17 protein-coding genes, 2 tRNA genes, 2 rRNA genes and 1 pseudogene (1 of these 22 only partly in view) are annotated in these 24780 nt (G+C 65.7%); 18 read left to right on the forward strand and 4 right to left on the reverse strand.

Annotated features, from left to right (window positions below):
- From AC2ITM_RS03265 to AC2ITM_RS03310, 10 genes and pseudogenes are all read left to right on the forward strand, one after another.
- Positions 1-1030 (forward strand): 23S ribosomal RNA (locus tag AC2ITM_RS03265); it begins 1797 nt to the left of the window's first position.
- 78 nt (positions 1031-1108) lie between these two features.
- Positions 1109-1223 (forward strand): 5S ribosomal RNA (gene rrf / locus AC2ITM_RS03270).
- A gap of 210 nt (positions 1224-1433) precedes the next feature.
- A complete protein-coding gene (locus AC2ITM_RS03275; RefSeq protein WP_486466498.1) occupies positions 1434-1856 on the forward strand; it encodes a transposase in 423 nt (140 codons plus the stop codon).
- Positions 1856-2203, forward strand: coding sequence for an IS66 family insertion sequence element accessory protein TnpB (tnpB, locus tag AC2ITM_RS03280; RefSeq protein ID WP_486469385.1), 348 nt, complete (start codon positions 1856-1858; stop codon positions 2201-2203). The genes AC2ITM_RS03275 and tnpB overlap by 1 nt, the downstream gene beginning before the upstream one ends.
- A gap of 54 nt (positions 2204-2257) precedes the next feature.
- Positions 2258-3809, forward strand: a pseudogene (gene tnpC, locus AC2ITM_RS03285) (IS66 family transposase).
- Between the two features lie 341 nt (positions 3810-4150).
- Positions 4151-4552, forward strand: a complete 402-nt coding sequence (locus AC2ITM_RS03290) for an acyloxyacyl hydrolase (protein WP_486468403.1) — start codon at positions 4151-4153, stop codon at positions 4550-4552.
- A 74-nt stretch (positions 4553-4626) separates the two neighbouring features.
- The gene (locus AC2ITM_RS03295) at positions 4627-5499 is read left to right on the forward strand and encodes a glycosyltransferase family 2 protein (protein WP_486468404.1); all 873 of its coding nucleotides are present in this window, start codon (positions 4627-4629) and stop codon (positions 5497-5499) included.
- A 91-nt stretch (positions 5500-5590) separates the two neighbouring features.
- Positions 5591-5845 carry a hypothetical protein gene (locus tag AC2ITM_RS03300; protein WP_486468405.1) on the forward strand — a complete coding sequence of 85 codons (255 nt, stop codon included), beginning with the start codon at positions 5591-5593 and terminating at the stop codon, positions 5843-5845.
- A gap of 126 nt (positions 5846-5971) precedes the next feature.
- Positions 5972-6048: transfer RNA gene (locus AC2ITM_RS03305), tRNA-Met, on the forward strand.
- A gap of 184 nt (positions 6049-6232) precedes the next feature.
- Positions 6233-6309: transfer RNA gene (locus tag AC2ITM_RS03310), tRNA-Met, on the forward strand.
- An 856-nt stretch (positions 6310-7165) separates the two neighbouring features.
- Here AC2ITM_RS03310 and AC2ITM_RS03315 read toward each other — a convergent pair.
- Positions 7166-10084, reverse strand: coding sequence for an EAL domain-containing protein (locus tag AC2ITM_RS03315; protein ID WP_486468406.1), 2919 nt, complete (start codon positions 10082-10084; stop codon positions 7166-7168).
- A gap of 648 nt (positions 10085-10732) precedes the next feature.
- On the opposite strand from AC2ITM_RS03315, the gene AC2ITM_RS03320 reads away from it, so the two are divergent.
- The 8 genes from AC2ITM_RS03320 to AC2ITM_RS03355 all read left to right on the forward strand — a co-directional run bounded on the left by AC2ITM_RS03320 (position 10733) and on the right by AC2ITM_RS03355 (position 22459).
- Positions 10733-11383, forward strand: coding sequence for a hypothetical protein (locus tag AC2ITM_RS03320; RefSeq protein WP_486468407.1), 651 nt, complete (start codon positions 10733-10735; stop codon positions 11381-11383).
- Between the two features lie 28 nt (positions 11384-11411).
- Positions 11412-13760, forward strand: a complete 2349-nt coding sequence (bcsA, locus tag AC2ITM_RS03325; protein WP_486468408.1) for a UDP-forming cellulose synthase catalytic subunit — start codon at positions 11412-11414, stop codon at positions 13758-13760.
- The gene (locus AC2ITM_RS03330) at positions 13757-16024 is read left to right on the forward strand and encodes a cellulose biosynthesis cyclic di-GMP-binding regulatory protein BcsB (protein ID WP_486468409.1); all 2268 of its coding nucleotides are present in this window, start codon (positions 13757-13759) and stop codon (positions 16022-16024) included. The genes bcsA and AC2ITM_RS03330 overlap by 4 nt, the downstream gene beginning before the upstream one ends.
- Complete coding sequence (locus AC2ITM_RS03335; protein WP_486468410.1) at positions 16021-17136, forward strand: family 8 glycosyl hydrolase; 1116 nt, start codon at positions 16021-16023, stop codon at positions 17134-17136. Before AC2ITM_RS03330 ends, AC2ITM_RS03335 begins: the two co-directional genes overlap by 4 nt.
- Positions 17121-18569, forward strand: a complete 1449-nt coding sequence (locus tag AC2ITM_RS03340) for a hypothetical protein (RefSeq protein WP_486468411.1) — start codon at positions 17121-17123, stop codon at positions 18567-18569. Before AC2ITM_RS03335 ends, AC2ITM_RS03340 begins: the two co-directional genes overlap by 16 nt.
- A gap of 10 nt (positions 18570-18579) precedes the next feature.
- Entirely contained in the window at positions 18580-19437 is an 858-nt protein-coding gene (locus tag AC2ITM_RS03345; protein WP_486468412.1) for a viral aspartic protease, read from the forward strand.
- On the forward strand, positions 19427-20494 hold the full coding sequence (locus AC2ITM_RS03350) for a hypothetical protein (protein ID WP_486468413.1): 1068 nt from the start codon (positions 19427-19429) through the stop codon (positions 20492-20494). The genes AC2ITM_RS03345 and AC2ITM_RS03350 overlap by 11 nt, the downstream gene beginning before the upstream one ends.
- Before the next feature lie 501 nt (positions 20495-20995).
- Positions 20996-22459 (forward strand): sensor domain-containing diguanylate cyclase, encoded by a 1464-nt coding sequence (locus tag AC2ITM_RS03355; protein ID WP_486468414.1) that lies wholly within the window; start codon positions 20996-20998, stop codon positions 22457-22459.
- On the opposite strand, the gene pepT is transcribed toward AC2ITM_RS03355, so the two are convergent.
- The 3 genes from pepT to AC2ITM_RS03370 all read right to left on the reverse strand — a co-directional run bounded on the left by pepT (position 22460) and on the right by AC2ITM_RS03370 (position 24752).
- Positions 22460-23695: a peptidase T gene (pepT, locus tag AC2ITM_RS03360; RefSeq protein ID WP_486468415.1), complete on the reverse strand. Its 1236-nt coding sequence runs from the start codon at positions 23693-23695 to the stop codon at positions 22460-22462.
- A gap of 68 nt (positions 23696-23763) precedes the next feature.
- Complete coding sequence (locus tag AC2ITM_RS03365) at positions 23764-24408, reverse strand: DedA family protein (protein WP_486468416.1); 645 nt, start codon at positions 24406-24408, stop codon at positions 23764-23766.
- Positions 24405-24752, reverse strand: a complete 348-nt coding sequence (locus AC2ITM_RS03370; protein WP_486468417.1) for a hypothetical protein — start codon at positions 24750-24752, stop codon at positions 24405-24407. The genes AC2ITM_RS03365 and AC2ITM_RS03370 overlap by 4 nt, the downstream gene beginning before the upstream one ends.
- Between the last annotated feature and the right edge of the window lie 28 nt (positions 24753-24780).

Genomic DNA, 24780 nt, shown 5'->3' on the forward strand with positions numbered 1-24780 from the left:
AGGTTAAAAGGAGGGGTGCAAGCTCCGAATTGAAGCCCAGGTAAACGGCGGCCGTAACTATAACGGTCCTAAGGTAGCGAAATTCCTTGTCGGGTAAGTTCCGACCTGCACGAATGGCGTAACGACTTCCCCGCTGTCTCCAACATCGACTCAGCGAAATTGAATTGCCTGTCAAGATGCAGGCTTCCCGCGGTTAGACGGAAAGACCCCATGCACCTTTACTACAGCTTCACACTGGCATCAGGCCAAGCATGTGCAGGATAGGTGGTAGGCTTTGAAGCAGGGACGCCAGTTCCTGTGGAGCCTCCCTTGAGATACCACCCTTGCTTTGCTTGATGTCTAACCGCGCACCGTCATCCGGTGCCGGGACCCTGTGTGGCGGGTAGTTTGACTGGGGCGGTCGCCTCCTAAAGCGTAACGGAGGCGCGCGAAGGTTGGCTCAGGGCGGTCGGAAATCGCCCGTTGAGTGCAATGGCATAAGCCAGCCTGACTGCAAGACTGACAAGTCGAGCAGAGACGAAAGTCGGCCATAGTGATCCGGTGGTCCCAAGTGGGAGGGCCATCGCTCAACGGATAAAAGGTACGCTGGGGATAACAGGCTGATACTGCCCAAGAGTCCATATCGACGGCAGTGTTTGGCACCTCGATGTCGGCTCATCTCATCCTGGGGCTGGAGCAGGTCCCAAGGGTATGGCTGTTCGCCATTTAAAGAGGTACGTGAGCTGGGTTTAGAACGTCGTGAGACAGTTCGGTCCCTATCTGCCGTGGGTGTAGGATACTTGAGAGGAGTTGCCCCTAGTACGAGAGGACCGGGGTGAACGAACCACTGGTGGACCAGTTGTCGTGCCAACGGCAGTGCTGGGTAGCTATGTTCGGAAAGGATAACCGCTGAAGGCATCTAAGCGGGAAGCCCCCCTCAAAACAAGGTATCCCTGAGGGCCGTGGTAGACCACCACGTCGATAGGCCGGAGATGTAAGTGCAGCAATGCATTCAGTTGACCGGTACTAATGGCCCGATAGGCTTGATCTGAACCAGTAGAAAACAGACCAAGATCAGAAGCACACACTTCGGACACGTTGATTGTATCCCTCAAAGGTTTTTCCTTGGTCTGGTGGTCATAGCACGAGCAATACACCCGGTCCCATCCCGAACCCGGAAGTTAAGTGCCGTCGCGCTGATGGTACTGCGCCTCAAGGCGTGGGAGAGTAAGTCACCGCCAGACCTAGAAAAAACCTGAACGATGTCCAATAACAAGAAGGCCCCGAGCAAATCGCTCGGGGCCTTCTTGCTTGCTAAACAACCCCAGGGCCGGGATGCCGATCCGACAGACCCCGAAGATCCCGGAGCGCCAGAGGAGACGTAACCGGTGTCTGTAGCCCACGTTGCCGTGTGTGGCGTCGATTGCGAAGTGATACGCATCTCATGATGGGGAGTGCGTTTCGCAATGTGCGCGATCAGATCGTTTCTCAATTCTCTGGGCGTCGAGGTCCATGCCTCGGGTCATCGGCGCTGGCCGGATGGGGCCAAGGCCCGTGCGGTTTCGGAAACGCTGAAGCCCGGCGTGACTGTGAACTCCGTGGCCGAGCGGTACGGCATCCGTCCCAATCAGCTTTCGGCATGGCGACGGCTTGCGAAGGACGGCAAGCTGGTGCTGCCCGCCGCTGCTCCCGACGAACCGGTCTTCTCGCCTCTCGTGGTCTGCGATCCTGCCGAAGATGTTGGGACGCATGAGGCAGGGCCTGTTCTGTCCCCGATCCAGATTGCCCATGGCGGCGTCGTGATCGAGTTGGCGCATGACACGCCTGCGGTCCGCATCGCGGAGATTGTTCATGCCCTCGGGATGACGCCGTGCTGATGCCGTCTCAGGGCGTGCGGATCCTGGTGGCGACGAAGCCGGTAGACTTTCGGAAAGGCCATGACGGGCTCGCAGCGCTGGTCCAGTCCACGCTGGCCGAAGATCCTTTCACGGGGACGGTATTTGTCTTCCGCTCAAAGCGGGCTGACCGGTTGAAGATCCTGTTCTGGGACGGCAGCGGTCTGGTCATGGCTTACAAGCGCCTGGAGGAAAGCACCTTCACCTGGCCTGCCATCCGCGACGGCGCCATGACGCTGAACCGGGCGCAGTTCGAGGCCCTGTTCGCAGGCCTGGACTGGCGCCGGGTGCGATCGCTGGAGGTGCGCCGTCCGGCTGTGGCAGAGTGACTCGGCCTGGGGAATATCCGCGCAGTACGGCCTGAAGCGCGGTATCATCCGGCCATGTCCAGCGCCTCGCCCATCGACCTGTCCGCGATCCCCGAGAGCCAGCGCGCCGCTGTTCTGGCGCTGCTGCAGGAGCGTGATGCGCTGAAGGACGCGAGACCTGTGGCTGGAGCATCTCGTGGCCGAGCTGAACCATGTCGTGCATGGCAAACGCTCCGAGAAGCTGAGTGAGGACGACCGGCAGCTGGCCTTCGAGGACCTGGAAACGGCCATCGCCGAGACCGAGACCCGCAAGGAGCAGGCTGCGCCGTCCACCACGACGCCGCGCCGAACGCGTCAGCGCAACCTCGGCCATCTGCCTGCGGATCTGCCGCGCATTGAGCGCGTCATCGAACCGGCGAGCCTCGATTGCCCTTGTGGCTGCGGTCGCATGCACCGGGTCGGCGAAGATCGTACAGAGCGCCTCGACATCGTCCCGGCGCAGCTCCGCGTGCTGGTCGACATCCGGCCGAAGTATGCCTGTCGGATCTGCACGGACGGGGTCACTCAGGCTGTCGCAGCGCCCTGGCTGATCGAAGGCGGGATGCCGACCGAGGGCGCCATCGCGCACGTCCTGGTGTCCAAGTTCGCGGACCACCTGCCATTTTACAGGCAAAGCCAGATCCTTGCCCGCTCCGACATCCAGATCGACCGCAGCACCTTGGCGGACTGGGCGGGCACAGCCGCGTTCCACCTCGGCCCCGTGGTCGACCGGCTGACCGAACACCTGAAAGGATCGACCAAGCTGTTCATGGACGAAACCACCGCCCCAGTGCTGGACCCCGGTCGGGGCAAGACCAAGACCGGCTACCTCTGGGCTCTGGCGCGTGATGACCGCGGTTGGGGCGGAGAGGATCCGCCCGGTGTCGTCTTCACCTACCATCCCAGCCGCGCAGGCGCGCACGCGGAACAGATCCTGCAGGGCTTCGACGGAATCCTGCAATTGGACGGCTACACCGGTTACGATCGGTTGACGCGCCCCTCCCGCAAGGGCGGCGCGCCGATCACGGTCGCGCATTGCTGGGCACACGGTCGCCGGAAGCTGAAGGAGGTCTTCGACCGGGATGGATCCGAGATCGCTGCCGAGGGACTGCGCCGGATTGCCGAGCTCTACCGCATCGAGGCCGAGATCCGCGGCATGGGCCCCGGTCAGCGCCTGTCGGCCCGCCAGACCCGCAGCGTGCCCCTCGTGGCCGAGTTCGGTGATTGGCTGCAGGCACAACGCCTGCGTATCTCGGCCAAGTCGCGGCTGGGTGAAAAGCTGACCTACATCCATCGCCACTGGGGCGGACTGCAGACCTTCCTCCACGACGGTCGCATCGAAATCGACTCAAACGCCATCGAGAACCTGATCCGGCCGATCGCCTTGACGAGAAAGAATGCCCTCTTTGCAGGACATGACGAGGGCGGTCGTACCTGGGCCCGCATCGCCTCCCTGATCGCCACCGCGAAGGTCAATGGCGTGGAACCCTTCGCTTATCTGAAGGCGACCCTCGAAGCGATCGCCGCCGGTCATCCGGCCAGACGGATCGACGAGCTCCTGCCATGGAACTTCACCCCGTCAAGCTGAACACGCGTGGGGCGGAAACACCGGTTACTCTCGTCACGGTACTTCGACAAGATCTGATCCGAGGTATCACCAGAAGGTTGGCAGTCTCTGAAGGCGTTGCAATCGGGCAGGGGGGGCTTCACGGAAACGCGACTTGTGCCGTTGGGTCATGCGGCTGGACACGGGAATGCGACGCGCGCAAAGATCGCGCATCATTTCTTCTTGTGTCAAATCGGACGTGTATCGTGAACGGAACCTTCGCCGTCTTATTCCTCTTGGCCGGTCTGACCGACATGGGGGTTAACCATTGTGGAACGCAGAATGGTTGCCTGGGGCAGACCCCCTCGGATCAGCACCTCACGTTGGGCTATGGCTCTGTGAACTTCCAGGACAAGCTGGTCGGGCACGAGCTTTATGCCAGTGTCGATCTTCCGCACAACTATGGCCCCTTCACCCCGGCCATGGCGCTGTCGGTCTCGGAGGATGGCGAGGGCTGGATCGGCTTCGGGGCCAACTGGACCAAGCATTTCCTCGATAACCGGACCTTCGTGCAGCTGTCGCTGATGCCGGGCCTTTATACCCGGGGATCCGGCATCGACCTGGGATCCCCGATCGAGTTCCGCTCGGGCATCGCGCTTGGCTACGAGGCGGTGAACGGCGTGCGCTATTCGATCAGCTATGATCACCGTTCCAATGCCGACATTTCTTCGCTGAACCCAGGGATGGAGACGGTGGGCTTCCGGGTGTCCTTCCCGCTGAAATAGGCCACCGCTGCCGCCTTGCATGGGGAACTCTGCCACAGGTAGAGTGACCCATATCGCTTGCGAGGGGCGTCCGCATGAGGATCGCGTTTCTGACCATGGTCTGGCAGGATCATGTCTTTCTGCAACTCTGGCTGCGCCATTACGGCGGTCAGGTCGGGCGGGCGAACCTTTATGTGATCAATCATGGCGATGATCCCGGGGTCCGGGATCTTGCCACCGGGGCCAATGTGCTGGCCCTGCCGCGCGATCCGCCGGACGCGTCTTTCGACCGTACCCGTTGGGGGCTGCTGTCGGACCTCGCCTCGGGGTTGTCGCGGTTCTATGATCTGGTGATCGTCGGCGACGTGGACGAGCTGATCCTGCCGCTGACCCCGGGGCTGACCCTGGTCGAGGCGCTGCGCCGCAGCCCGCCGGTGGGGCTGAGCGCGCCAGCGGGATACGAGCTGTTTGCCGAGGACGACCACCCGATTGATCCAGAGGCGGGCGTGCTGGCCCGGGTTGGCGCAGGGGTGCTGAGCGGCACCTACACCAAGCCCTGCCTTCTGACCGGCCCGACCCGGCTGAGCGCCGGTGGCCATGGCAGCCGGACGGAATTTGCCCTGCGCCCGGACCTTGCGCTGCTGCACCTGCGGTTCCTGCCTTTGCCGGGCCTGGCGGAACGCCGCGCCGCCCGGGCCGAGATCGCCCGGGCTGCAACCAGGGCCAGCGATGCCGCCAGCCAGTCCTTTCTGGCCGGGTGGCGCCGGTCCGAGGCGGTGCGCGACAAGATCCGCGCGCAATTCGATGCGGCGCCGCCGGTGCCCTCGGCCGAGGCGCCAGAGCGCGCGGGCCGGGTTCTGCAGGGCGCGCGGCGACGCAAGGGGGCGATCCATTCCATCGACATGCAGGCGGTGCGGCGCGACGATTTCCGGCTGATGCTGGATCCCGCTCTGCGCCAGGCCTTCTGACCCGCGTTAACGAGTTTGCAAGACTCTTCTGGGTTGAGCGACGCCGCTGGCGTACCAATGGCCTTATCCGAAAATTGTTGGAAAATTGCCTATGGAACCGCTCGTCCTGCTGTCCGCGGGCTTTGTCGCCGTGCCCGATTACGACAAGCAACTGCATTACCTGACCGGCGCCGCGATCACCGCCGCAGCCCGGGAAAGCGATTACACCCCGTTGCAAAGCTGTCTGTTCTCGCTCGGGGCAGGGTTGATGAAGGAGGCCTGGGATTCGACCGGCCGGGGCGATGTAGAGCTGGCCGATGTCGCCGCCACCGGCTTTGTCGGCTGTCAGATCCGAATCCGGTTCTGACCTGCCGGTGCAGGTCACCGGTTGACGTAGGGGAGATGAAATTTTTGTCAAAAATAGACTTCCACCTCTTGCGGCTCCCGGCCTCAGACGATAGATGGGGCGCACACCAGAAGACACGGTGTTTGGCGCGGGGTGGAGCAGCCCGGTAGCTCGTCAGGCTCATAACCTGAAGGCCGCAGGTTCAAATCCTGCCCCCGCAACCAAATCAATAAAAACCATTGCAGCCATCCGCGCTGCGATGGTTTTTGTGTTTTTATTTCCAATCTTTCCAAAGGTTTATGCTGACTTTAGGTTATCCTGAAAACTGCCGGTTAAAGTGCGGAATTCGCTTGCGGCCCCCGGCCTCAGACGATAGATGAGGCGCACACCAGAAGACACGGTGTTTGGCGCGGGGTGGAGCAGCCCGGTAGCTCGTCAGGCTCATAACCTGAAGGCCGCAGGTTCAAATCCTGCCCCCGCAACCAAATCTAAGTTCGAAAACCCTGCCTTTTGGCGGGGTTTTTCGTTTGTACCGAAAGCTTAAGGATCCGGGCAAGATCGCCGCGCAGGTCGATTTTCACTTTGCATCCACCAGCGTCGGGACAATGCCCTCGACCAAGTGTCCTGATGATATCGGCGGTTTCCCTGCGTCTTCATCCTGGGTCCCCGGACGCGCGGGCGGCAGAGCTGCGCCATCGAAGGGTGCCGAAAGGGGGGGGCTGCGGTGAGCTATGGCTTGCAGGCGTCCAGGCGCTTCATGTCATTGACGATGGCTTCGTTCGGTCCGACGGAGGTGTTGCTGGTCAGTAACCTGGCAAACGCGCGATCACTCTCTTCGATCTCGGCTGCGGCGACCCCGGAGCGACCCGCCATGTCGGGGCGATTGACCTTGCATCACGACGGGCGCCGGATGGGCGAGGCGGGTGGCCTCGACGGGCAACGCATTGCGTCCAGAGAGGTATGGCCGCGGCCGGGACCAAATGAAACGATCTTTCCGGGGGGGGGCGCAGATCTGCCTGTCTGCAGTGCAGGCCCGGAACCTGGCTGGGCCGGCGGGGGTGCTGGCCGCTCATCCCGCCTTGGGCGATGGGATCGCCGACCGAGGTTGCGATGTCCGAGCGGATTGCCGTGCATTGCCGTCGCGCTCACTTTTTCAGATCGTGCGACCGGAAGGCCCTTAGATCGGTCGATGCCGCGCTCTGCCGCAGGCGCAACGGTTCTTCGGCGGGCTCGGACACGTCAGGAATGTGGCCTTGGGATACGACCAAACCGCCGGACACGACCTGACGGCTGTTCTTTTGGGGGGTTCAAGGCGTTGGCCAAGCGGAATAAGGCCGCATCCTAGCGCTTCAGTGGCAGCAGATAGCGGCGTTCGAAATCTTCGGGCGGGACGGCGCGGCCGCCTAGATAGCCCTGGATCACCTTGCAGCCTTCGCGGCGCAGCCAGTCCCGCTGGGCCTCGGTCTCGACGCCCTCGGCGACGGTCTGCAGGCCGAAGCGGTCGGCCAGCGCCAGGATCGCCCGCAGGATCGTCGTGGCGCCCTCGTCGCTGTCGCCGCGCGACAGTGGCGTGATGAAACTGCGGTCGATCTTGATCTCGGAGGCGATCAGCCGCTGCAGATAGCTGAGCGAGGAATAGCCGGTGCCGAAATCATCGACCGAAATGCTGATGCCGCCCTGCCGGAACAGGTCGATATTGGTCAGCGCATTGCCCGACGCGGACACCAGAGAGGTCTCGGTGATCTCGACCGTGACGGCCTCCGGGGGGACGCCCTCGGCGGCCAGCCAGTCCAGCAGACGCGGCGCCAGGGCGGGGCTTTCGAAGGTACGCGGCGAGATGTTGATGCTGGCGGGCAGGGCGTGGCCCGCGCGGTGCCAGGTGCCCATCTGCCGGGCGAACAGCTCGATCACGTGGAAATCGATCTCCGAGATCATCCCGGACGTCTCGGCCACCATGATGAATTCATCGGGCCGCACCTTGCCCAGCCGGGAAGAGTTCAGCCGCAGCAGCGCCTCGGAACCGACCAGACCCTCGTCGCCCGACAGCGCGAACTTGGGCTGGAAGACCAGCTGGAACTCGCCGCGTTTCAGCGCCAGACGCAGCGCCTGGATCAGTTCCGTGCCACGGGCAAAGCGGCGCTCCATCGTGGCCGAGTAATAGGCAAAGCGGTTGCCGCCCGCGCCCTTGGCGACCTCGATCGCCAGTTCCGCCTGGCGCAGCAGCCCCTCGGGGGGCATGGCGGGATCTTCCATGGCACTGATGCCGATGCTGCAGGTCAGGTAGAAGGTGCCGCCGTCGATGTCGCAGGGTTCGGCCACGGCCTGGCACAGGTCCCGGGCGATCCGTTCGGCGGTGCCGGCATCCGCATCGGTGACCAGGGCCACGAAACAGTCGCTTTCGGTGCGGGCCAGGGTCGCCCGGCCGGCCAGCAGCGTGCCCATGCGTTCGGCCTGCAGGCAGATCAGCCCGTTGCCGATGTCATGCCCCAGTACCGTGCGCACGCGCTTGAACTTGTCGACATCCATCGCCAGGACATGAACCCGGCCGGGCGCGGTCTGGGCCATCGCCTGCCGCAGCAGCCGGATGAAATGGCGCCGGTTCGGCAGGTCGGTCAGCAGGTCGTGGTCGGCATCATGCAGCGCCTTCGCCGCCACGGCGCGGCGCGCCTCGTCGGCTTCGTGCCGCTCGGTCACGTCGGTCAGCGACAGGACAAGGTGGTCGGCGGTTTCAGGGGCGCGCAGCGGCGAGGCATTGACCGAATAGATCACCTGCCGCCCCCCGGGCTGGGGGCGAGAGAACATCAGCCCCCGGATCGGGCTGTCGCTGGCCGCCACCTGCGCGAACGGGATCGCCGCCGCCGCCGGATCGGTCACCACCGGGGCAAAGGGCCAGTCGCGGGCGGGCAGGGCGCCCGGGGGGCCGAAACTGTCAAGGATCCGCCGCCCCTCGGAATTGGCGAAGATGCAGTGCCCGTCCGGTCCGCAGACCATCAGCGCCGAGACGCCGGTCTCGGTCAGGGTCGAGAGGAAATCGCGTTCCGCCCGCAGTGCGGTTTCCAGCTCGCGCTGCTTGGTGATGACGGTCGAAACAAAGACGAAGCCCGACAGCGCCCCCTGCGCGTCATTGAGCGGCTGCATGTTGAAGGCCACCCAGTGCGGCTGATGGGTGGCATCATAATAGGCATCGACCCCCTCGCAGCCTTCGCCCGCCAGCATCGCCGCCAGGATGCGCTCGGCCAGGGCGGGGTCGCGCTCGGGTCCGGCGGTGACATCGGCCAGACGGCGGCCGCGCAGCGTGGCGGTGTCCTCGCCGATCAGGTCCTCGAAGGCGTTGTTGGTCCAGGTGATCGTGCCCTTCGGATCGACGATCACCACCAGGTTGGTCATCAGCTCGACGATGCGGCCCAGGCGCTGCAGCTCGGCCTCGCCCTCGATCCGTTCGGTGATGTCGCGCATCACCAGCAGATAGCCCAGACCTTCGCCCCGGGCACGCGGCGCGCAATGCGAGCCCGAGACCTCGTACCAGGCGCTGCGATTGCCGGTGGTTATTCGGTGAATGCGGCACTGGACGCTGTGGTTGTCGTCGATCTCCTGCATGTAACTGCGCATCTCGCGCGCCAGGTCGGGGGGCAGGACATCTTCCAGAAGCGATCCGACCATCTCGGTCGAGGCCTCGATCTCGTTCGAGGTATCGGGAGAGATCACGCTGCGCAGCCGGCCGTCGCGGTCGATCTCGAACATCAGGTCGGGCATGGCCCAGTGGGCGGCGGTGCGGATCTCGTCCGAAAGATCGGCGCCGGCATGGCCCTGCAGCGGGCGTCTGGGGCGCGCCTGCTGCGTCAGCGTCAGCAGCATGTCCGAGATCATCGTCAAAAGCCCGGGATCCTGTGCCGCGCCCGAGGCCAGGGCCTCGCCGCGGTCAAAGACCAGAAGGCCCTCCATCTGCCGCCCCGAGAACATCGGCATCAGGAACACCGGCTGATCGTGGAACGGGTTGTCGCGTCCTGCTGCCAGCAGCACACCTGAGCCGCCGCGCAGCCGCTCCAGGCTGGCCGAGAGCGCCTCGGCGCTGACCGCCACGGGGCCCAGCCCGCGCGAAGGGGCACTGCGCGACCAGTCGAACATCTTGCGCAGCCCGCCGTCGGGGCGCCGTTCGAAAATCGCGATTCGGCCGGTGTCGTAGTAATCGCCCAGATGGGTCAGCGTGTTCTCTACGACCGAATCGACTTCATCCTCGGATGCATTCAGCGCCAGCTGCATGAGCTGTCCAAGAAGCGTTTCCCGCGCCATTTTCGGATGTGTCGGCACGGTCCTGTGCACCTCTGGTTCTTTCCAGGTCTTGGGGTCTTCGGCGGCGGGTGTCATCTGGGCCTGGGGCGAGTGCACGCTGGTTCCTGATCCCGGAGGCGCTGTGCCACCGGGCGCGATGGGGTCAACTCTGGTCGATCTATCGCGATCTGCGCAAAGGGTTTTTCCGTTTCAATGAAAGCTGGCACCCAGATGCAACGCTTTGGGCAACACAAGAATACGGCAAGAGTAAGCCCGAGTTGACGTCACGGCGCAAGTCCCCGAAAGTGGCCGTGTGGAACACAGGACTACATGGTGTGACGGGCCGATGCCGGGTCGGGGGGCTTTGACCCCGGAGGGGCTTCGCGGAATGTGCCTTCTTGAGGGCGTTCCGACCGACGGACCAATAAAAATGCCTGGTATCTGCTTGGGGTAGAAGACATTTGACCGCGCCTAGCGCGACATTTGCGCAACGCTTAACAGGTAAGCGGGGATGTGATTGGTCACGCGTGCTATATACCCTGAATATCTTAACCCTATGTTAACTTCCACGTGTCGCGGCGGTTGGTCGCGTGTATTCTGGATAAAATCCGAATGACTTTCCGCTTGCTGTTGTGTCGCATGAAAAACGCTTTCCGCCTTGTCGCCCTTGGGGCGATCTGCCTGGTTTCCGCCTGTGCCCGTCCCGGTCTTTTGCCCTTCGAGCACAAGGCGATGTTGGACAACGTCCAGTATTCCACCGGCAAGACCAGCCAGATGTGGGTGGCCCCGAAACCGACGCTGATCATGGTGCACCGCGGTCTGAACCGCGACCAGGAGCAGCTGATCGGCCTGCGCAACGATACCACGCTTGATGGCGACAACTTCGTTTGGGTGCGGGCGCGCTCGGACGAGGGGTTGAATGGCGGGCGGCTGACGCTGAAGGGGCTGCTGGCGCGCTTCGGCAGCGTGCCCGCGCCCTTCACCAAGATCAGCGAGCAGAACCTGCATTCCGCCTCCGACAGCCTGGGGCCCTACCTCTGGCAGGAATACCGCACCGGCGTCTCGACGGTCTGCGTGCTGGCGATCCGGCGGCTGTCGGCGGATGCGCGGGTGCTGCCGGGGCAGACCTCGGATCTGGAAATCCTGATGCGCAACTGCGTGAACGGCACCGTGGATCAGGCCCTGGCCCCGATCCTCGACGGCCAGATCGGTTTTGGCGTGATCACCGACCCCTCGGCGCCGCAGGGCGGCAACCGGATGCTGTCGCCGCTGGCAGCCCCGCTGCAGTAAGGTCTGCCAAGAGAATGGATCGAACATGATGAGCCGCAAAGCCCGGACCGGAAAGACCACACGCAACGCGCCGCTGTTCCTGCTGTGGTGCGTCTTCCTGGTGCCCATCGCCGTGATGATCAGCGTGCCGACCTCGACCGCGGGGCAGGCCTTCCTGGGCATTGTCGCGGTGATCATCGTGGCGCTGCTCAAGCCCTTCGCGAACCGCATCGTGCCGCGCTTCTTCCTGCTGGCCACAGCCAGCGTGCTGGTGATGCGCTACTGGATCTGGCGCGTCGTCGAGACGCTGCCCGAACCCTCGCATCCGTTCTCTTTCGCGATCGCCATCGTGCTGCTGCTGGTCGAGACCTATTCGATCTGCGTGTTCATGCTGAACGCCTTCATCTCGGCCGACCCGACGCAGCGGCGTTTCCCGCCGCAGGTCGATCCCGACAAGCTGCCCACCGTCGACATCCTTGTGCCTTCCTACAACGAGCCGACCGAGATGCTCTCGATCACGCTCGCTGCGGCCAAGAACATGATCTACCCGAAGGAAAAGCGCACCGTCGTGCTGTGTGACGACGGCGGCACTGACCAGCGCTGCAACCATTCGAACCCCGACATCTCGGGGCCTGCCCGCGCCCGCCGCGCCGAGCTGCAGGACCTGTGCGACCGCCTCGGCGTGAAATACTCGACCCGGGCGAAGAACGAGAACGCCAAGGCCGGCAACATGTCCGCCGCGATGGAGCATCTGGATGGCGAGCTGGTGGTGGTCTTTGATGCCGACCACGTCCCCTCGCGCGATTTCCTGGCCCGCACGGTGGGCTATTTCGTCGACGACCCCAAGCTGTTCCTGGTGCAGACGCCGCACTTCTTCATCAACCCCGATCCCATCCAGCGGAACCTGGAGCTGAGCCCCAAGTGCCCGCCGGAAAACGAGATGTTCTATTCCACCGTGCACCGCGGCCTGGATCGCTGGGGCGGCGCGTTCTTCTGCGGCTCGGCGGCGGTGCTGCGGCGCGCGGCGCTGGACAGCGTGGGCGGTTTTGCCGGTGAAACCATCACCGAAGATGCCGAAACCGCGCTGGAAATCCACTCTCAGGGCTGGAAGAGCCTTTACATCGACCGCGCGATGATCGCCGGCCTGCAGCCGGAAACCTTTGCCTCGTTCATCCAGCAGCGCGGCCGCTGGGCCACCGGCATGATGCAGATGCTGCTGCTGAAGCGGCCGCTGTTCCGCAAGGGCCTGCGCCTGCCGCAGCGCCTGTGCTACGTCAACTCGATGAGCTTCTGGCTGTTCCCGCTGATCCGCCTGACCTATCTGGTGGTGCCGCTGATCTACCTGTTCTTCGGGGTCGAGATCTTTGTCGCCACCTTCCCCGAGGTGATGGCCTATATGCTGAGCTACCTGGCCACCGCCTTCCTGGTGCAGAACGCGCTGTATTCCAGGACGCGCTGGCCGCTGATCTCGGAGATCTACGAGGTCGCGCAGGCGCCCTATCTGGCGAAGGCCGTGTTCAAGACCGTGCTGCGGCCGCGTTCGGCCAGCTTTGCCGTGACCGCCAAGGATGAAACCCTGGCCGAGAACTACATCTCGGGCATCCACTGGCCGCTGACCTGGCTGTGGCTGGCGATGGCGGCGGGCGTGGTGGCGCTGGTGATCCGCTGGATCCTGTTCCCGGGCGACCATTCGGTGCTGGCGGTCGTGGGGGGCTGGGCGGTCTTCAACTTCATCCTGGTGACCATTGCCTACCGTTCCGTGGCCGAAAAGCAGCAGCGCCGCGCCTCGCCGCGGGTGCCGATGAACGTGCAGGGCAGCTTCTGGGCCAACGAGACCACGGACGAGGAACTGCCCGCCCGCATCCTCGATGCCTCCACCAGCGGCGCCCGCGTCCTGGTCGAGGGGGTGTCGAACGTCTGGCGCAGCAGTGACGAGATCAAGGGCAAGAAGGTCTGGTTCAAGCCGACCTTCCCGGAATCGCCCAAGCTGGAAACCCGCGTGCGCGCCAAGGTGATGTCGGTCACCTCGACGCCGGCGGGGCAGGTGCTGGGCCTGCTGATTGATGCCGACCAGGACCTGAAGGTGCGCGAGACCGTGGCCTTCCTGATCTTCGGCGACAGCGAGAACTGGCGGCGGATGCGCGCGGCGGCCACGACCCGCAAGGGGATGACCGGCGGTTTCCTTTATACGCTGGTGCTGTTCCTGCGCGGCACCCCCAAGCTGATCGGCGACATTGCCCGTGAACCGGCGCGCCGGGCGCGCGTTGCGGCCACCGTGCCCGCAGACCGCAAGGCGGCGCACCTGCTGGCCTTCGGGGTCGATCTGGATGACAAGACGGCCGAGGCGGAGGACGACGAGTTCAACCGCATCGCCCGCGAGACGAGGGCTGCCTCATGAGCACTGGAACCGCCGTCCGCCTTGGCCGCGGGCTGGGCTTTGCCATGGTCTGCGCCGGGGTGGCCCTAGCGGCGCCGCAGCGTCTGCGCGCGCAGGCGTCGGACAACGTGCCGACGGTCAATCTGGCCCCGCTGATGAAAACCCTGGAGGCCGGTGTTGCCTCCGGGGGCGCCGGGACCCCGGCCGATACGTCCGAGCCCGGCAGCAAGGGGGCGATCCCGGAATACATCCGCAGCGCCGGCGACAACCCGGTCAGCGGCGCCGGTCTGGCCGCCGAGGCCCCGGCCCCCACCACCATGCTGCTGCCGCTGCAGGTCAAGGGTGGCGCGCCGGTGGGCGCGGACCGCATCGTGCGGCTGTCGGGGGAACGGGCGACGCGCAGCTTCCAGCTGAACGTGCCTAATCCGCAGGCGGTCTCGGATCTGACGTTGGCCTATCGCATCAGCATCAACGTGCTGCCGGAACGCTCTCAGATCCGCATCCGCATCAACGGCACCGACGTGCCTGCGGTGCAGCCTGACGCCTTCAGCGGTTTCGCGCAGATCCCGCTGCCGAAGGATCTTCTGATCTCGGGCAACAACACGATCGAGGTGACGGTGCAGGAATCGCACCGCATCTTCTGCGGCCCCGATGCCAGTTTCGAGATCTGGACCGAGTTCGACCTGAACGCCAGCGGTGCCACGGTCGATCCCGCCGGCCTGCCGCTGGATGCCGATGGCTTTGCCGCCGCGCTGCAGGCCCAGCTGGCGCTGCACCAGTCGATCCCGGTGCGGATGCCGAAGGGCACTTCGGCGAGCGTCCTGCCGGAACTGACGCAGCGCCTGGCCGCACTGCGCGATGGCGGCGCGGTGACGATCGATTCCCGCAGCCCCTATGACCTGCCTCTTGATGCCACGCCGCTGGCGCGCATCACCGTTCTGCCCGGCAACCCCGTCCCGGCCGAGATCCGTCGCGGCGCCGACGGGGCGGCGGTGCTGGTGCTGTCCGAGGCCCCCGGCGGCGGCCTTGACCTTGCCAGCCTGGACCGCTTCCTGCCGGCCCCCGGCCCGGTCGAGGACGTCGCGCAGCTGCCGCCCGGCACGGCCACGTCGCTGACCGGGCTGAAATTCACCGATACCTCGACCTACAACCACTATTCCGAGCAGAAGGTCACCTTCCGCCTTCCCGACACCTGGCTTGAGCTGTCGTCGCTCGACGGGTTGCTGCGGCTCAGCTACCAGTTCGCCGACGGGCTGCCCTACAACGCGCTGATGCTGGTGAAGGTCAATGGCACCACCGTGCGGCTGCTGCCGCTGGGCCAGGGCGGGGGCGGCAAGATGCTGCCGCTGCTGGACGTGGGTTTTCCGGCGCGGCTGATGCATCCCGGGGTCAACGAACTGACCTTCGAGGCCATGGTGCCCGGCGATCCCGCCGACCTGCCGTGCCCGACCTATGACAGCCCGCTGCTGACGATCAACCCGGCCTCGACGCTGCTGGCGCCGAAAGTGCCGAAGATGACCATGCTGGACATGAGCGCGCCGCTGGCCTCCGTGCAGGCGGGCCAGGTGGCTGATGAGGTCGATGGCGACAGCCGCGCCAGCCAGACCGCGCTGGACCTGCAGACCGCGCTGCGGCCGGTCTCGGGGGTGGCACCGCGCCGGGACGCGCAACTGCACGTGATCGAGGCCTCCAGCCTGGATCTGCTGAAGATGGGCGAACTGGGCGTCACCCGCCGCGATCTGGAAGAGCTGTTCTTTGCCGCGCGCCCCGCCGCCCTGACCCAGCCGATCGAGGATCCCTCGACGCGCAGCTGGTTCATGCCGGCGCTGCGGCAGACCGCCGGTGCCCTGGCGCAGAACCTGCGCGATCTGGCGATGCCGGGCGAGGGCGCGCTGTCGGCCTGGCTGCACGGCCGCAAGGCCGATGTCCTGCTGGCAATGCCCGACGCCAGCAAGCCCGATGACCTGTGGCTGGTGCTGGGGCCGCATGTCGATCCGGCCTATGCCGCCCAGGCGCTGGCCCAGGCGCGGGTCAGCCCGGACGGGCCGCATGGCCGCTTCGCGCTGTTGGATGCCTCTGATGGCAGCTGGTCCAGCTGGACCGACACCCGCCATCCCCCGGCCCTGCAAGAGCCCCTGACTCCGAAAAACTTCCGTGCTGTGGCAGGTAATTACGCTTCTTGGTCGCCACTGTATTTTGTCGCCGTCCTTCTGGGACTTACCATTGTGTCCGTCATCGTGGCGCTGATTTTCGTTATCTCCACCAGGGGAGCACGCAAGCAATGAACCGTAGAACCCTGCTGGGCCATCTGGCCGGCAGCCTTCTTCTTGGGGCCGTCCTGCCGGGCGGTGCCGCCCTGGCGCAGGACGCCACCGATACGGATACCGATGTGGCCGACCTGCTGGTCGCGCCCTGGGCCGCATGGAAGGATGCCTATCTGTCGCAGGATGGCCGGGTGGTCGATGCCCTGCAACAGGGCGCCAGCCATTCCGAAAGCCAGGGCTACGGCCTGCTGCTGGCGGCGATCATGAAGGACAACCAGGCCTTCGACCTGATCCGCCGCTGGACCGAGGCGAACCTGGCGGTGCGTTCGGATGCGCTTCTGGCCTGGCGCTGGCTGCCCACCGGCGCCAGCCGCGTGCCTGACCGCAACAATGCCAGCGACGGCGACCTGTTCTATGCCTGGGGCCTGGTGATCCGGGGCCAGCGTGACGGCCAGCCGGACCTGGTCGAGCGCGCCTCGGGGATCGCCCGGGCGCTGGTGTCGAAATGCGTGGTGGCGGCGCCCGACCGCTCGGGGCGGCTGCTGCTGGTGCCCGCGGCCGAGGGGTTCTCGGTCGAGGGCGGGGGGGTGATCGTGAACCCCTCCTATTCGATGCCGCGGGCGCTGCGCGAGGTGGCCGAGGCCACCGGCGTGGCCGAGCTGGCCACCTGTGCGACCGATGCGGAATCCATGATGGCCGAGCTGGCCGCGGGCGGGTTGGTGCCGGACTGGGTGCTGGTCAATGCCGCAGGCATGTCCGAGGCGCCGGGCAAATCGTTCCGCAACGGCTACGAGGCAATGCGCGTGGCGCTGTTCCTGATCTGGTCGGGCGGCTCGGGCAGCCTTGCCGTGACCCAGCAGGCGGCGGCCTACCAGCAGGCGCTGCGCACCGGTGCTGCGGCACAGGGCAAGTATGTCACCATCTTCGACCGCACCAGCGGCGAGGTGCTTGAGACCAGCCCGAATGTCGGCTACGGCGCCATCGCGGCCTTCGTGAACTGCGCCGTCTCGGCCGGCCATGGCGCCGAGATCCCGTTTTACCAGACGGTGGATCAGCCCTATTATCCGGCCACGCTTCACCTGATGACCCTGATTTCCCAAGTCCAGAGTGCCGCAACATGCCAGCCCATCTGAGTACCCGCCCCGGCCCGTTCCGCTCTGTCCTGCTGGCAGGGATGCTGGCCTTGACGCTGGCGCCTGCGGCCTTTGCCCAGACCCAGGCCGCCGCCACCCCCAGCAACGAAGACCTGCGGGCGCTGCGCTTCTACATCGAGAAAAACCAGACCGCCGCCGTCAACGCCGAGGTCAACCGGCTGGAAAAGGCCTTTCCGGGCTGGACCCCGCCGAAGGATCTCAAGCAGCTTCTGGTCACCGGTCCGACCACCGAGATCGCGGATATCTACGCCCGCCTTGGCCGTGGCGACGTGACCGGCGCCCAGGGCCTGATCGCCCAGACCAAGGCGAAATACCCCAGCTGGAGCGTCCCGCAGGACCTGCAGGCGCAGATCGACCTGACCCAGGCGCAGAAAAGCTTTGATGCGGCGGTGGCCAGCCGCGATGTGTCGAGCGCGCTGGATCTGGTGTCGCAGACCCCGGCGCTGCTGCGCTGCGACCGGATCAACAATACCTGGAACCTGGCGCTGCTGCAGCAGCAGGCGGGCAACAAGTCCGGTGCCTTCGTGACCTACCAGCAGATCGTCAACACCTGCAACGGCGTGCCGGATCTGGTCTCGACCATCGAGAAGGCCGACCAGGTGACGACGCCGGCGCAGCTGGGCACGCTGGTGGATGCCGCCAAGGCTCGCTTCGTCACCCAAAGCGCCACGTTCGACACGCTGGAACGCCGCCTGCTGGCCGGGCGCGGCATCGCGACGCCCGGCGCCGTGACCACAACGGCCGCCACCACGCCGCGCAGCCCGGCCGCACCGCGCACCACCGCCCCCGTGCGCCGCACCACTGCGCCGGCCGTCGGGATGCCGCTGGCGCCCGCCACCCGCACCAACCTGCCGCGCAGTGGTGACGGCCGCCTGGCCCGCACCCGCGCCGATGCCAAGGTCGGCAACTGGCGCCAGTGCGCCGCCGACAGCGCCGATCCGCGCTCGATCGACATTGCCTATGAACGGGCCTGGTGTGTCTACAACCTGGATCGCCCGCTCGAGGCGCTGGCCTATTTCACCATGACCGCCCAGGGTGGCGGCAGTGCCGACGTGGTGCGCGATGCCCGCTTTGGCATGGCGCTGGCGCTGCTCAAGCGCAACATGACCGAGGATGCCTCGCGCGTGGCGGCCAGCTCGAATTTCACCATGGACCAGCGCAAGCAGGTCGAAAGCACCATCCTGAACCAGCGTGGCGTGCGCGCCTACAATACCCGCGACTATGCCAAGTCGATCGAGTATTTCGATGCGCTCGAGAAGGTCTCGGGTTCGATCACCCGTGACCTGGCCTTGATGCGCGGCTATGCCTACCTGAACATGGGCAAGACACAGCAGGCCCGGGCCGAGTTCGAGAAGCTGAACAACGAACTGTCGACCAAGGACACCCGTGCGGCGCTGAACGCCACCTACTGAGGATCGCCTGATGGCCCGCCTGCCTTTCCTGCGCCTGCCTTTCCTGGCCCCCGCGGCCCTGCTGATGACCCTTGCCGCCTGTGGCGGCGGCGGGGCCACGGCCGTCAGCGGCAATGCCCCGGCCGAGGGCACCACGATCGACACCCCCGGCATCGAAAGCTACGTCACCGACGATACCGGCTATACCCGGGCGCGGATCACCACCGGGACCTCGGACAGCGATACCGCCGTGCTGAACGCCTTCGACACCGGCGACAGCCCGGCGGGCTACAAGCGGCTGATCACCCTGACCGAGCAGAAATACCTCGACAACATGCACCTCGAGGTCATCGCCCAGATGTCCAGCGACGAGGACGACGCCACCGTGGTGCGCATTCTGCGGCTGACCGCCGATCAGGGGGCGTTCAACAACGTCGATGATGACGGCAACCTGATCGCCTCGGGGAAATACTATTTCCGCGGCAGCGCGCAGGTCTATGCCTCGGTCGATGGCGGGGCGCTGCAGGTGGGTGTCGGCGATCTGGAGAACCTGGTGGTCGATTTCGACACCCAGACCGTCAGCATCGACCTGCGCACGCCCTATGATCCCGACAACGGTTCCGACATCGAGACCGAGCTGACCGCCGAGGTCCCCCTGAACGTGCTGACCGGCACCTTCGGCGGTGACGTGACGCTCAGCTCGCGCTCGGCCAGCACGGGCGAGACGACGACCGCCTCGGGCGAGCTGCGCGGCAACATCAACGGCGATTCCGAGGGCCTGTCGCGGCTGGTCGAGAACATGACCACATCCGGGGTATTCTCGGTCTCGGGGGACAGCCTGGATGCGACGGGGATCTTCTGGGGCAGCCAGCTGAACTATGGCAACTAGACTGCGCCTGCTGGCGCTGGTGCTGCTGGCCGGGCTGACGGCGGGAACGGCACAGGCCGGCACGGCCTCGGAAGAACTGCGCGACACCGCCCAGCTGGTGGTGTCGGAACGGCTGCGGACCTATGCGCTGGCGCATGGGCTGCAGGAGGGGCTGGCGCAGGGCGGCCCGGATCTGGGCACGGCGCTGGACCTGAAGCGACTGCTGGAACACCAGGGCTATTACCTGAAGGGCAAGGGCTGGCAACGCATCGACGCCGAGCAGGAGCTGTACCCGCTGCTGTCCTATGTGCCCAACATCAACGGCGGCGCACCGCAGGACAAGCTGGTCCTGTATGGCCTGACCTTCACCCTGCGTGACGACCTGCGGGCGCGCGGCGCCTGGGCGGGGGGCTTGGGCTATGACGGGCTGGTCCGCTACGGCTGGTCCGAGGGCCGCTATGTCGAGATGCGCGGCCAGATCTCGGGGATGCATGCGCTGTCGGACGACTATGGCTATACCCGTGGCCAGGTGCAGATCTGTTCGCGCAACAATATCTCGGGGTGGAATTTCCTCGATGCCTGCGTGATCCATACCGAAAGCCACCGGCAATTGTCGGACAGCGAACAGGACGTCTTCGAGGTCTCGGGGGTGCATCTGTTCGGACGCGGCAGCACCCGCCATGAAACCACCCTGGCGCTGCGCCGCACCCGGCTGGACGGGATCGAGCGCACCGAGGCCGAGCTGGGCCTGGGATCGGTCTGGCGGCGCAGCGCGACGCGGATTTCGGCTACGATCGACAGCCCCGGCCGCGACGAGGAAGGCGCGGGGCTGGGCCTGGCGGGCGATGTCCGCTGGCGGGTGGCCGGGCGGCTGGCGGGGCTTGGCCTGTCGGTCAGCCGGTCGTCGCATACGCAATTTCTGGGCATGGACCGGCAGGACCTGAGCTATGGTCTGAACGGGCTGTTGCAGCTGTCGCGCAAGACGGTGATGACCGTGTCGCTGTTGCGGGTCGACTCTTCGGTCGCCTTCTTCGATGACCGGCAGATCGCGGTGAACCTGACCTATCAGATTCGCTGACAGGCCCGCCACGTCCGGGCCGGCCGGAAACCGGTTCGGGGCCAGGAGGCTTTTCAACATTTTTTGTGGCCCCGTTAACCTTTCAGGGGGGGGAGATGCGTGCCGGCCGCTGTCCCCGCAGGGGCCGCGGCAGGCCGCGCGCGCGGCCTGCGGTACGTGCCGAGACGGCTGTTCAAGGTATTGAAATGGGGTTCGTTTCCGCTCTGGTTGTGGGCAGGTGCCAGCGGGCCGGGGGGCCGGTTGGACTGTCAAAACCATCGGATTTCCCGTGAAATGGCCCCTTCCAACGCGCAAAGATGCCCTTTTTCCGCACCGTTGCCAGCAAACGGTTAACATGCCTATTTAGAATATGTGCATTCCGCAAGGTTGGCGCCGGGGCCGGGACGCCCTGGCCGGGGGCGCGCATATGCCCGGCGGACATGCGGCAAGCGCAGCGGTCCGGGTATTGGTTTTCATGGGTAAGCCCGTTTTGGCTACGTAATGCTTTTCGAGGGTAGAGTAATGAACGTCCGATCCGCTGTACTGGATCTGTCCGCCACATTCGAACTGGCGCCGGTGTCGCTGTGGCTTGAGGATTTCAGCGGCGTGGCCGAGATCTTTCGCGACTGGCGGGCGCGGGGCGTCACCGATCTGGAGGGCTTCCTGCGCGAGGATACCGCGCGGGTCGCGCAATGTGCCCGCCAGATCCGCGTGCTGCGCGTCAATGCCCGCACCCTGGAGATGTTCGAGGCCGAGGACGAGGCCCAGCTGGTGGCGAACCTGGCGCAGGTGTTCCGCGATGACATGCTGGAGACGCACATCCACGAGCTGATGCAGCTGTGGGAGGGCAAGCTGTCGTTTTCCAGCATGGCGGTGAACTATACGCTGGCGGGGCGGCGGCTGGATGTGCAGCTGAACGCCGTGGTGTTGCCCGGGCATGAAACCGACCTGTCGCAGCTGTTGCTGACCCTCGAAGACGTCACCGCCCGCGAAACCGCCCTGCGCGAAAGCGAGGCCAGCCATGCCTATGCCCAGGGCATCTTCGAACATTCCCCGGTGTCGCTCTGGGTCGAGGATTTCTCGTCGATCCGGGACCTGCTGGAAGAGCTGAAGGACATGGGCATCACCGACCTGCGGGTCTTTACCGATGTCCATGCCGAGTTCATCGAGAAATGCATGCGCGAGATCCGCGTGCTGGATGTCAATGCCGCGACGCTGACGCTGTTCGGGGCGCGTGACAAGAACCACCTGCTCGACAATCTGGGCCTGGTCTTCCGGGACAACATGCGCGACCAGTTCCGCGAGCAGCTGATCGACCTGTTCAACGGCAGGACCTTCCACACCCGCGAGGTGGTGAACTATGCGCTGGACGGGACAGAGCGACACCTGATCATGCAGTTCTCGGTGCTGCCGGGCCATGCCGACGACTGGTCCCAGGTGCTGGTGTCGCTGACCGACATCACCGCGCGCAAGAAGGCCGAGGCCTATCTGGAATACCTGGGCAAGCACGATGTGCTGACCGGGCTGCACAACCGCTCCTTCTTTGCGGACGAGATGAACCGGATGGACCGGCGCAACGTGATGCCCGCCTCGATCGTGGTGGTGGATCTGAACGGGCTGAAGCGGACCAACGACCGGCTGGGCCACGATGCGGGCGACAAGCTGCTGCGCCGCGCCGGAGAGGTGCTGAAAGAGGCGACGACCGGCGCGCTGAAGGCCTGTCGGATCGGTGGCGATGAATTCGCCATCCTGATGCCGCGCGCCGGCGCCGAGAAGGTGGCCGAGCAGGTCGACGCGATTGAAAAGCTGATCGCGCTGAACAACACCTTCCATTCCGGCAAGCTGCTGTCGATGTCGATCGGCTGGGCCACCCGCCGCGACGGCGAGACGATGGAGGCCGTCGCCCGTCGCGCCGATATGCGGATGTACGACAACAAGCGCCAGTTCTACGCCCAGGCCGAGGAGAACCGGCGCGAGGCCGACTGATCAGCCGGCAGCGCGGCGCACCAGACCCAGGCACAGCTGCGTCGCGGCGGCCATGTCCTGCACGGAAATCCATTCCAGCGGCCCGTGGATGTTCTGCATGCCGGTGAACAGGTTGGGGCAGGGCACGCCCATCTCGGTCAGCCGAGATCCGTCAGTGCCGCCGCGGATCGGCACGGAAACGGGCTCCAGCCCGATGTCGCGGGCGGCATCGCGGGCCAGCTCGACGGGGGTCATGTCCTTTTCCAGCCAGTAGCGCATGTTGCGGTACTGCGGCGCGATCTCGCAGGTGATGCGGGCGCGGGGCTCGCCCGCCTGCACGGCGTCGCAGACCTTGCGCAGCAGATCGCCCTTGGCCGCCAGCCCGTCCAGTTCGAAATCGCGCAGGATCAGCGTCAGCTTCATCTCGAAGGCGTCGCCCGTCATGTTGGTGATATGCACGAAGCCTTCGGTCCCCGAGGTCGTCTCGGGGGTCATGGTGGCCTGCGGCAGCGCCGAAACGATCTTCGAGGCCAGATGCGTCGCGTTCACCAGCTGCCCGGTGGCATAGCCCGGATGGATCGAGACGCCGCGCACCGTCACCACCGCACCATCGGCCGAGAAGCTTTCGTATTCGATTTCGCCCACCCGGCCGCCGTCGAAGGTATAGGCGAAATCGCAGGCCAGATCGGCGGGCAGGGCGGGGGCGACGCCTCGGCCGATTTCCTCGTCCGGGGTGAAGGCCAGACGCAGCTTGGGATGCGCGATGCCGGGGTTTTCCAGCAGGTGGCGCGCGGCGGTCATCACGATGGCAACGCCCGCCTTGTCGTCGCCGCCCAGCAGCGTCGTGCCCGAGGCGGTGATCAGGTCATGCCCCTTGCGAGAGGCCAGGTAGGGGTAATCCTCGGGCGACAGGATCAGGTCGTTGTTGTCGGGATAGGTGATGGCGCTGCCGTCGTAATCGCGGATGACGCGCGGCCGGACACCGGTGGCGTTGAACTGGGGGGCGGTGTCGACATGGGCCAGCAGTCCGATGACCGGGCCGGGGGCGGTGGCGGGGATGGTGGCCAGCACGACGCCGTAATCCGTCAGGGTGACATCCTGGGCGCCCATGGCGGTCAGCTCGTCGTGCAGCAGGCGCTGCATATCCAGCTGGATCGCGGTGGTGGGGCGGCTGGTCTGGTCCGGATCGCTCTGGCTGTCGATGGCGGCATAGCGGGTCAGGCGGTCTTCCAGTTCCGCGTCGAATGGGGTCTTCATCCCGGGTCTCCTGTGGCTTGGGCCCCAGAAGGATGCCGGCCGCCGCCAGTGTCAAGGCAGGCGGCGCGTCAGGGGTTCGGTTCCGGTTCGGCGCCCTCGGGGGTGCCTGCGGGGGCCGCAGCGATGCGCCGACGTTGATGCGTGCGCCACAGCGCCCGCCCCAGCCACAGCGCCAGCGCGCCCGCGCCAAGCGCCAGCACCGCCGACAGCGCCGCATCCGAGGCCTGCCCCAGGCTGCCGGCAAAGACATAGCCAAGGCCAAGGTAGATCGTCACCCAGATCAGCTCACCCGGCGTCCCCCAGGCGGCAAAGCGCGGCCACGACAGCCCCGAGGCTCCGGCGGCAAAGTTCACGTAAGGCCCGATGGGAGAGAACAGCCAGCGCGACAGGAACAGGAACGGCCCGCCGCGTTCGATCAGCATCCGGCGGGCGCGCTCGATGGGGGCGGCGCGGCGGGCCAGGCGCTGCATCAGCCCGGCGCCGCCGAAGCGGCCCAGCAGATAGACGCTCTGGTCGCCCGCGATCAGGCCCGCCAGGGCCGCCGCCATCACCGACCAGATCGACAGATCCCCCACCGCCGAAAACCCCCCCGCCGCCATCAGCATCATCGAGGCCGGCAATGGCAGCGCGAAGCACGACAGGAAGATCACGCCGCCCAGCAGCGGCGGGCCATAGCTGGGCACCAGGGCCAGAAGCCAGTCGGTCAGGCTCATGGGCGGGGTCCGGGGGCGGGCATCTGGGCCAGGGCGGCCTCGATCCGGGCGATGACGGTGGCGATGTCGGTGTTCTGAATGCGGGCGATCTGCTCGATCGTGTAGGGATGGGCGCCGGGGGCGGGCAGGCCGGCGATCCGGTCGATGTCGCGGGGCGAGACATGGTGGATGCGGGCGATCACCCCGACGGTCATCCAGGGCTGCAGGCCGCCGTCGGCGGGCGGGTGCCAGAACATCAGCACCATCGCCAGCCGTGCCAGGCAGAAAAGTGCAAGGACCAGGGTGGCAAGGAAGGCCAGCGCCAGGCGCGGATGATGGCGGCAAGAGGTGATCAGGGTGGGCATCGGGGTCTTTCCAGGCAGGTCCGGGGCA

The sequence above is a fragment of the Pseudooceanicola sp. NS-SX9 genome (genome assembly GCF_057380705.1).

Bases quoted from the DNA above. Each gene is read 5' to 3' on its own strand.
- tnpB (WP_486469385.1), top strand. From the start codon at position 1,856: ATGCCGTCTCAGGGCGTGCGGATCCTGGTGGCGACGAAGCCGGTAGAC.
- AC2ITM_RS03295 (WP_486468404.1), top strand. From the start codon at position 4,627: ATGAGGATCGCGTTTCTGACCATGGTCTGGCAGGATCATGTCTTTCTG.
- AC2ITM_RS03300 (WP_486468405.1), top strand. From the start codon at position 5,591: ATGGAACCGCTCGTCCTGCTGTCCGCGGGCTTTGTCGCCGTGCCCGAT.
- AC2ITM_RS03315 (WP_486468406.1), bottom strand. From the start codon at position 10,084: ATGCAGCTGGCGCTGAATGCATCCGAGGATGAAGTCGATTCGGTCGTA.
- AC2ITM_RS03320 (WP_486468407.1), top strand. From the start codon at position 10,733: ATGAAAAACGCTTTCCGCCTTGTCGCCCTTGGGGCGATCTGCCTGGTT.
- bcsA (WP_486468408.1), top strand. From the start codon at position 11,412: ATGAGCCGCAAAGCCCGGACCGGAAAGACCACACGCAACGCGCCGCTG.
- AC2ITM_RS03330 (WP_486468409.1), top strand. From the start codon at position 13,757: ATGAGCACTGGAACCGCCGTCCGCCTTGGCCGCGGGCTGGGCTTTGCC.
- AC2ITM_RS03335 (WP_486468410.1), top strand. From the start codon at position 16,021: ATGAACCGTAGAACCCTGCTGGGCCATCTGGCCGGCAGCCTTCTTCTT.
- AC2ITM_RS03340 (WP_486468411.1), top strand. From the start codon at position 17,121: ATGCCAGCCCATCTGAGTACCCGCCCCGGCCCGTTCCGCTCTGTCCTG.
- AC2ITM_RS03345 (WP_486468412.1), top strand. From the start codon at position 18,580: ATGGCCCGCCTGCCTTTCCTGCGCCTGCCTTTCCTGGCCCCCGCGGCC.
- AC2ITM_RS03350 (WP_486468413.1), top strand. From the start codon at position 19,427: ATGGCAACTAGACTGCGCCTGCTGGCGCTGGTGCTGCTGGCCGGGCTG.
- AC2ITM_RS03355 (WP_486468414.1), top strand. From the start codon at position 20,996: ATGAACGTCCGATCCGCTGTACTGGATCTGTCCGCCACATTCGAACTG.
- pepT (WP_486468415.1), bottom strand. From the start codon at position 23,695: ATGAAGACCCCATTCGACGCGGAACTGGAAGACCGCCTGACCCGCTAT.
- AC2ITM_RS03365 (WP_486468416.1), bottom strand. From the start codon at position 24,408: ATGAGCCTGACCGACTGGCTTCTGGCCCTGGTGCCCAGCTATGGCCCG.
- AC2ITM_RS03370 (WP_486468417.1), bottom strand. From the start codon at position 24,752: ATGCCCACCCTGATCACCTCTTGCCGCCATCATCCGCGCCTGGCGCTG.